Annotated in this window: 6 protein-coding genes; 4 read left to right on the plus strand and 2 right to left on the minus strand. The window is 42.0% G+C overall.

Annotated elements, in window-relative coordinates; genetic code table 11:
• Nucleotides 1–14 precede the first annotated feature (14 nt).
• From ACEW8U_RS11115 to ACEW8U_RS11130, 4 genes are all read left to right on the plus strand, one after another.
• The gene (locus ACEW8U_RS11115) at nt 15–2,483 is read left to right on the plus strand and encodes a bifunctional UDP-N-acetylmuramoyl-tripeptide:D-alanyl-D-alanine ligase/alanine racemase (protein ID WP_373522112.1); all 2,469 of its coding nucleotides are present in this window, start codon (nt 15–17) and stop codon (nt 2,481–2,483) included.
• A 278-nt stretch (nt 2,484–2,761) separates the two neighbouring features.
• Nucleotides 2,762–3,745, plus strand: a complete 984-nt coding sequence (locus ACEW8U_RS11120) for a TRAP transporter substrate-binding protein (RefSeq protein ID WP_373522113.1) — start codon at nt 2,762–2,764, stop codon at nt 3,743–3,745.
• Nucleotides 3,746–4,527: 782 nt separating this feature from the next.
• Nucleotides 4,528–4,986 carry a TRAP transporter small permease gene (locus tag ACEW8U_RS11125; protein ID WP_373522114.1) on the plus strand — a complete coding sequence of 153 codons (459 nt, stop codon included), beginning with the start codon at nt 4,528–4,530 and terminating at the stop codon, nt 4,984–4,986.
• Nucleotides 4,983–6,257, plus strand: coding sequence for a TRAP transporter large permease (locus tag ACEW8U_RS11130; protein ID WP_373522115.1), 1,275 nt, complete (start codon nt 4,983–4,985; stop codon nt 6,255–6,257). The genes ACEW8U_RS11125 and ACEW8U_RS11130 overlap by 4 nt, the downstream gene beginning before the upstream one ends.
• Nucleotides 6,258–6,376: 119 nt before the next feature.
• Here ACEW8U_RS11130 and ACEW8U_RS11135 read toward each other — a convergent pair whose 3' ends face one another.
• Nucleotides 6,377–7,534 carry a DUF4221 family protein gene (locus ACEW8U_RS11135; RefSeq protein ID WP_373522116.1) on the minus strand — a complete coding sequence of 386 codons (1,158 nt, stop codon included), beginning with the start codon at nt 7,532–7,534 and terminating at the stop codon, nt 6,377–6,379.
• Between the two features lie 99 nt (nt 7,535–7,633).
• Nucleotides 7,634–8,488, minus strand: an 855-nt coding sequence (locus tag ACEW8U_RS11140) for a DUF4221 family protein (RefSeq protein WP_373522117.1), incomplete at its 5' end; no start/stop codon positions are given.

The raw sequence follows: 8,488 nt of genomic DNA on the forward strand, positions 1-8,488 counted from the left end.
CTTACATTTGGTAAATGATCCAATCCCTTACAGCTTTTCAGATTCGGGAAATTGTTGACGGGCAATTTTTGACCGGCCATCAGGAAGCCCTGATCCATTTTATATCCATTGACTCCCGGAATATAATACAGCCGGAAACGACTTTGTTTGTTGCTTTGAAAGGGGCCAAATTTGATGGGCATCATTTTATCCCTGTGGTTGCCGAAGAAGGGGTGCGTTGTTTTTTGGTCCAAAAGGATTATTTATTTGAGGGGAAAGTCGAATCAGAATTGGTGCTAATTGGTGTTGAAAACCCATTGCAGGCACTTCAATCCATAGCCACCTATCAGAGAAATCTTTTTGACAGCCCTTTGGTGGGAATTACGGGCAGTAATGGAAAGACCATTGTCAAAGAATGGCTGGGCCAAATCTTAGGTCAAAAATATGCTGTGGCCAAAAGTCCGAAAAGCTACAACAGTCAGGTGGGAGTCCCTTTGTCCATTTTTGGCATTTCACCTTATCATCAGGTTGCCGTGTTGGAGGCGGGGATTTCAAAGCCGGATGAAATGCAACGGCTTGTGAAAATGCTTCGGCCAAACTTGGGGATTTTTACCAATATCGGCACAGCCCATGAGGAGGGATTTAAGAGCCTTGGGCATAAATTGGAAGAAAAAGCCAGGCTTTTTACCGATTGCAAATTGATAATTTACCGCAAAGAACATGGTCAGATTCATCAATTCCTCCGAACTAATTTTGATGATAAAAGATTGGTCGCTTGGTCAGATTATCCGGGGGTGGATTATACTTTTTCTGTAAAAAAAGAACAGGAAAGATCCAAGATCCTGTTGATGAAGCCTGACCTGAGTGTCTTTACTTTCTCTGTGCCATTTACAGATGAGGCTTCATTGGAAAATGTCAGACATGCCATTGCTGCTGCTTTGGTGTTGGAATTGGACCCTGCCACTATTCAGCTAGGACTTGACCACCTTAAAGCCGTGGACATGCGACTGACCTTGAAGCCCGGAGCAAATGAAAGTCTGATCATTGATGATACCTATAACAATGACCTGGCAGGTTTGAGGCTGGCAATGGACTTTATGGCTGCCCAGCGACCCAAGAAAAGAAAAATCCTTATCATTTCTGACCTCCTTCAGATCGGGGATATTGAGGAGGTTTACCGGGAAGTGGGCCAATTGATCCATTTTCATGGCATAGACAAGGTGATAGGGGTTGGCAATGAGATTCAAATGCTGAAAAATGATTTGGGAGACAAAGCGGAATTTTATGCAGATACAGAAACGCTTTTGAATAATCTGTTGACCAATGATTTTGAAAACGATCTGATCATGGTGACCGGTGCCAGAAAATTCGGATTCGAGGCGGTGGTCAATTTATTGCAGCAGCGGATTCATGGCACTACTTTGGAAATCAACATCAATGCGCTCACACACAATTACAATTTTTATAAAACCAAATTGCTCCCCAACACCAAGGTCATGGTTATGGTCAAGGCATTTGCTTATGGTGGTGGTGCAGCCGAAATTGCCAATCACCTGCAGCAATTAAAGGCCAATTACCTAGCAGTGGCCTATACAGATGAAGGGGTTGCATTGAGGGAACAGGGCATTGTCATGCCGATTATGGTACTCAATCCTTTTCAGGAATCATTTTTCCTTTTGGAGAGGTTCAATTTAGAGCCTGTGGTTTATTCCCTTTCATTCTATCATCAAATAGGCAGGTACTGCAAAAACCGTGGATGTACTATGAATATCCACCTGGATATGGACACCGGCATGCACAGACTGGGATTCGAACTCAGGCACATGAGCGAATTGCTGGACATGGTCTCCGAATATCCTGAATTGAAAATTTCCAGTGTCTATACCCATCTGGCCGGTGCTGATGAGGAAGTGCATCAGGATTATTCCCTGCACCAATTGGAAATGTTTTTGTTGATGTACGATAAGCTCACAGAGAAACTGGGATATTTTCCTTTGCGGCATGCACTGAATTCGGCCGGGATTATCAGATTCCCTGAATACCAAATGGAGATGGTTCGATTGGGAATTGGTTTGTACGGGGTAGAAGTCAGTGGTAAACACGACGCCCAACTCAAATCCGTCAGCACATTGAAAACAACCATTTCCCAAATTAAAACATTGGATGCAGGGGACACGGTGGGATATGGAAGGAAAGGTATCATGCATGCAGATGGTCAGATTGCCACAATCGCCATTGGTTATGCAGATGGTTATGACAGAAGATTCAGCAATGGGCGAGGATATGTCCTTATCAATGGAATAAAAGCACCTGTGATCGGAAACGTCTGTATGGACATGACCATGATAGATATCTCAGGAATGGATGCCAAAGAAGGTGATGAGGTAATCATCTATGGGCCGAACATTTCTTTAAAGGAACTTGCCAACAGGATAGGAACCATCCCATATGAGTTGCTGACCAATATTAGTAGTAGGGTGAAGAGGGTTTATTATTTGGATTGATGGGCTGAGTTTTTGATTTACCAATGGCGTAATCGGAGCAGCCGTCACTCTGACGAAGGAAGAGTCTCATGAGGATCCGAAAATGCCATATATAAACATAAATAGGACCTCGGGAGATTCTTCGTGCCTCAGAATGACGGCTGCCAAGAGGGTAACTTGATGTCATTACCTATTTTGAACATTTACAAAATGTTGTAAACCTGGACAGTTTCGGGTGAACATATCGATTTTTTTGATAATTTCAGGGTTCAAGTGAAAAGCCCAAAATAAATCCCAGAATGATCCGAATTTTTGTGTTGTGTGCATTACTCATTTCAGGTATTTTTTCCTGTCAGCCAAAAGACAATACCAATAAACCTGAATATACGCTACGCTTTGGGCATTTGGCGAATGAACAGAATATCTGGCATTTGGCAGCACTCAAATTTGCAGCCGAGGTATTCCAAAGGTCTGAAGGAAGGATTTTGGTAAAAGTATATCCGAATGAACAGTTGGGCAAGGAAATGGACATGATCACCGGAATCCTTGGTGGCAGTATGGATTTGATGTTGACTGCCGAATCCCTTGAAAATTGGAGTTTGCCCTTGGCAATTATGTGTGCAACCCCCTATGCCATCCGGGATTCCGACCATCTTCAAAAAGTCGCCGGTGGACCTATAGGAAAAGAAATCGAAGAACATATTATCAGTATTTCCGGTCTAAAACCCATTGCATGGTTTGAGCGTGGGGCAAGGAACCTTACCACCAATGTGCCCGTCAGACATCCCGATGACCTCAAAAACCTGACTATCCGGGTTCCCAATGTATCGCTCTTTGTAGCTACCTGGAGTGGTTTGGGGGCAAAGCCTACCCCAATGTCCTTTTCCGAGGTTTTTACTGCCCTCCAACAATCCACCATCCATGGACAGGAAAATCCCTTGGCATTGATCCGTAATGCAGGTTTGTATGAAGTGCAGAAATATGTTAACCTCACCGAACATGTCAAAGGTTGGGCTTACATCGTCATGGGCAATAAAAAATTCGAAAGTATGCCTCCTGATCTGCAAACCATCATTCTGGAATCAGCCGCAATTATGCAGGAATACGAACATGGATTATATTTGAAACAAGAGGAATTAGATGCCCAATTTCTAAAAGACAAAGGCATGGAGTTTATCGAAGTGGACAAAAAAGCATTTACCGAATTGGCCGGCAAAGCAGTAATGGAACATTTCACCGAAGAACAGCAGAGGATGTATAGGAGAGTGCAGGAGGTGGAATGAGATGCGAGATTCGAGAACCGAGAGGCGAGAAAATAGAGCCAAGAATCAAAGTCCTGTCCCGAGAATAGGGAAGCCAAGAAACAAGACAGGTGGGGTTAGAAGAGAGAGGCGAGAAACGAGAAATCAGGAACTACCTCCTAGAATCAAGAAGGCTTATCCTTATCACTTCGAGTTTTCAACATTTTTGAAAAAGATCAGAATGGGTAATGACATCTTGATTAAGTCTATATCAATAGGAATCAGCCCATTCATAAATAAATGCAAAATACCAATAGGCTTTAGCCAAAAACAGAAACGTAGGATATAAGATCGAGGATTTTGTTTGGCTAAAGCCGGGGGATTTAAAGCCTCTTTATTTCCTCCCGCTAAAGCAGGAGGCAATTGATTGGAGGCTAAGCATTTATATCTACCTTATGCAGTTGACTGCTGTTCCGATTTATTTCATTGGTACGGCAGGTCTTGTCCGCCGTGGCGGAAGAAGTCTATAAACCCGAAAACAGTAATATTGCCTTTCTTTTGATGACCGAATTGACAATGAGAATATAAAAATGCCGTAGGCATGACCGAAATCTTAGCCCGGCAATTTATTGCCGGGGTCAAAAGATTTGTTAGTACCCAAAGTGCCGTAGGCACGAACGATCTTAAGTGAAGAAATGCAGTTGATAAATGGAATAAAGAGAAATAAAAACATCTCAACCATCTCCAAAACCCATCATGGTTTAACCTCACCCTAAATCCTACAGCTACCGAAATCTAAAATCTAAAATCTAAAATCCCAGCAATTGAAACAATCCCTAGATAAAACCCTCGAATGGGCAGTTGTAATCAGCTTTATCCTGATGATCGTGACGGTGATGATACAGGTGGTGGCAAGGTATGCATTGCCATGGTCGCCGCATTGGACTGAGGAGTTGGCGAGATTTTGTTTTATCTATATGGTGAGTTTAGGCGCAGGCCTGGCAATCAAAGACCGGGCTTATGTCAATGTCAGCAGTTTTTTGGACCGATTTTCCCCCAAGGGAAAATTATTGATGGACAACCTGATTTTATCCGCCATCATTCTGTTGATGGGGACAATGTTTATCTACAGCATTCCATTGGTCAAAATAGTCACCCTTCAGGATTCCGCCTCTTTGAAAATCAATATGGGTTTCATCTATTTTTCCATGACCTGTATGGGCTTTTTGGTGATGCTTTATGCTGCATTTGAGATATTTTTAAACCTTAAAAAATCACCATGATCCTGATTCTTTTCATTGTATTTCTGTTGTTGTTGCTTTTGGGCATACCTATCGCCTTTTCCTTGGGATTGTCTGCCTTTGTTTATATCCTCTTTTCGGATTTGCCACTGATCGTCATTCCCCAGAAGATGTATGCGGGGATTGATGTCTTCGTACTTCTTTCCATACCTGGTTTTATTCTGGCCGGAAACCTGATGAATGCCAGTGGCATTACAGGAAGGATCATCGCATTTTGCAATGCCATCCTGGGGCACATCCGGGGTGGATTGGGCTTGGCCAATGTTGGGGCTTCCATGCTGTTTGGTGGAATATCAGGAACAGCCATCGCAGATACGGCAAGTATTGGTTCGGTGATGATTCCTGCAATGGAAAAAGAAGGTTATGACACTGATTTTTCCTGTGCTGTCACGGCGACTTCCTCCACAATTGGCCCGATTATACCGCCCAGTTTGCCCATGATCATTGCGGCAACTTTGACAGGATTGTCTGTTGGGAAGCTATTTATAGCAGGGATTATTCCCGGGCTGCTGTTGGGTATGGGATTGATGTTGGTGACTTATATTATTTCTGTCCAAAGGAAATATCCCAAAAATAAACGGGTTCCCTTTCTGACCATGGCCAAAAGTTTTTATCAGGCTTTTTGGGCTATTATGATGACCCTGTTGATTTTGTTTGGGATCATAGGTGGGGTTTTTACTCCGACCGAAGCTTCGATAGTGGCAGTCGTCTATGCAATTGTAATCGGCTTGTTGGTTTATCGGGAACTGAAAGTGGGCATGTTGCCAAAAATCATTTTGGAGTCGGCAAAGATGACGGCTTCCCTGATGGTGTTGGTGGGCTTTGCCAACCTCTTTGCCTGGATCATGACCGTGGAGGAGATTCCCCAATTGATTGCAGAAAGTTTGCTGAACCTCACCCAAAATAAGATTATGATCTTATTGATGATCAATATTCTGCTCCTTTTTGTAGGCGCATTTATGGAAACCATTGCAGCACTGTTGATCTTATTTCCGGTTTTATTGGGAGTGGCGCTTCATGTGGGCGTCGATCCGATTCAGTTTGCCATGATCATGGTGATGAACCTGGTGATTGGGCTGACTACTCCGCCCGTAGGTGTATGTCTCTTTGTGGCTTCAAGCATCGGCAAAATCTCCCTGGAAAAAATCAGCAGAGCCGGATTGCCATTTTTGTTGGTAAGTCTGTTTGTATTGCTCTTGGTGACCTATGTGCCGGAGATATCGCTATTCTTGCCGGGGTTGTTTTATGATTGATTTACCATGAAAATGAAAGTTTGAGTTGCGTTTTTCATGGTAAAATTATTCATGCTATAGCTTGGAGCCGTACTCATGCCATGACTCAGAGTCATGGCATGAGTTTAATGGAGGAATCATCAATCAAAAGCCATCCTCAAAAAACCAAGTTCATCGTCTACGTTGACGTAATACCAGATTTTGCCGTCTTTGACAAAGGCATAAGTAGGCACACTGCCCAATTCGGTAAGATCTGACTCACCTAGAAGATTGAAATCTTCATCCAAAATGCTCAAAAACAATTTGGATAATGGCTTTTCTTCGGCTGGTTGAAATAAGGGCCAATCAGTGTTTCCCGTGGGGGTTGTTTCGAAGGAAAACCTATAAAATCTTTTGTTTTTTTCATCCCAAATCAGTGGCTGAAAGTTGATATCAGCATGTATGTCCTGGATGACTTCCCTCAGGTGCTTTTCTGAATTAACTTCTGAGGGGAAGCCACCTTTCTTAGCTTTTGCCGAAAGCATGGGTGAATAGTCCACATGGTAAACACTGTCATTTTTCAAATCCAAAATATATAGATCTGTATAGCCTGTGCTGGATAGAACCAGCCTGTTGCCAAACTTTTGGACTGTTTTTTCAGAAGTAATAATCGTCGAAATGTTTTCAGTTTTTCCATGCACCACATAATCCGGCAATTCATCTTCACCGGGCAGTTCCATTTTTTTAATGATTTTGGCTTCAAAATCTACTTTGGACAGTGATCTTTTTGCGCTCTTCCAAGGGTTTACCAGCAAACCGTAAACGACACTTCCACCTGCTATAGGAAAAGATTTCCTTTGAAAAATTTCTCCTTCTAATAAACTGTCTCCTACGAACTTATCCTTCTCTAGCTTTAGGTTCGATAACTTATTGCCGTTAAGGTCAAATATGCCCATTCCCTGAAAGTTGGCTAAGAGAATTTGATTATCATCCGGCAAACTCATCCAATCGACATTGGGATCGACTCCATTTGGCCCTTCTTTGTCGAAAGGTACTTTTTTTGTAAGTATCAACTCATCGAGGTCGATAATATCCAACCCAAATGCGCGATGATCCCATAAGTAAAGCCTGGATTGATTTGAGTTTATAATACTTGTCCCAAGGCCGCCTCTTAGGTTGATGATTTCCTCTCCCGGATCGACAATTACAGTGTCCATGGTGAAAGAGATATTTGAAAAGTCCGTTTTGGTTTCAGTTTCATTCCCGCCCCCACAGGCATTCAAAATAACTGAAAGGAGGATTATTATATAGTTTTTCATAAATGACAGAATTAATGATCAATGAGGCACGCGGGAATTTAATTTTAAATAATGCAATTTGTAAAACAGTGAATATTGATGGCTTGAACAAAGTCAATTTCATTCGAAGTCCATCCTTATAAAACCCAGTTCGTCATCCACATTCAGATAATGCCAAATCTTGCCATCTTTGACAAAAACAGAATTAGGTATTTGCGTCAATTGAGAAACCAATGATTCTCCTATCAGATTAAATTCTTCGTCAAAAATGCTTATAAAGACCTTGGAAACCGGTTTTTGTTCGGGACTCTCAGGACTTGGTTCTTCAGTGATTTCACCAGGGATGGTCTCATAGGAGAATCTGTAAAATCTTTTAGTCATTTCATCCCACACTGGTGCCTGAAAATTAATTTCAGAATTTATTTCTGCCATGACTTCTTTAAAACGCTTCTCTGAATCCACTTCTTTGGGGTAGCCTCCTTTTTTTGCTGCTGCAGTGAGTTTTGGGGTATAGTTGACCTGATAAACACTGTCCTGCTTCATATCCAAAACATATATGGGAGCATAGGCGGAATTGGAGAAGATAATTTTATCACCAATTCTTTGAAGTGATTTGTCAGTAGTGGAAATCATCATCATTTGGTCTACTTTCATTGTCACAGAATAATCTATCAACTCCTCAATTCCCGGAAGCTCATACTTTTTGATCATCATGTCCTGAAAATTTACTTTGGCAAAGGATAGATTATCATTCGTCCAATTGCCCAACAATCCATAAATCACATTTCCACCATCAGTAATGATAGACTTTCTATTAAAACTCTCCCCTTCTTCCAAACTATCCCCTTCAAATTTATCTTTATCCAATTTATAACTTCTTAACTTTTTGCCATTAAAATCAAAAAGTCCCATACCCTGAAAGCTGGCCATCAGAATATGGTCATTGTCTAACATATTCATCCAAGCTACATAGGA

The sequence above is a fragment of the Aquiflexum sp. genome (assembly GCF_041751335.1).
Lineage (GTDB): Bacteria > Bacteroidota > Bacteroidia > Cytophagales > Cyclobacteriaceae > Aquiflexum.

Bases quoted from the DNA above. Each gene is read 5' to 3' on its own strand.
- ACEW8U_RS11120 (WP_373522113.1), top strand. From the start codon at position 2,762: ATGATCCGAATTTTTGTGTTGTGTGCATTACTCATTTCAGGTATTTTT.
- ACEW8U_RS11130 (WP_373522115.1), top strand. From the start codon at position 4,983: ATGATCCTGATTCTTTTCATTGTATTTCTGTTGTTGTTGCTTTTGGGC.
- ACEW8U_RS11135 (WP_373522116.1), bottom strand. From the start codon at position 7,534: ATGAAAAACTATATAATAATCCTCCTTTCAGTTATTTTGAATGCCTGT.
- ACEW8U_RS11115 (WP_373522112.1), top strand. From the start codon at position 15: ATGATCCAATCCCTTACAGCTTTTCAGATTCGGGAAATTGTTGACGGG.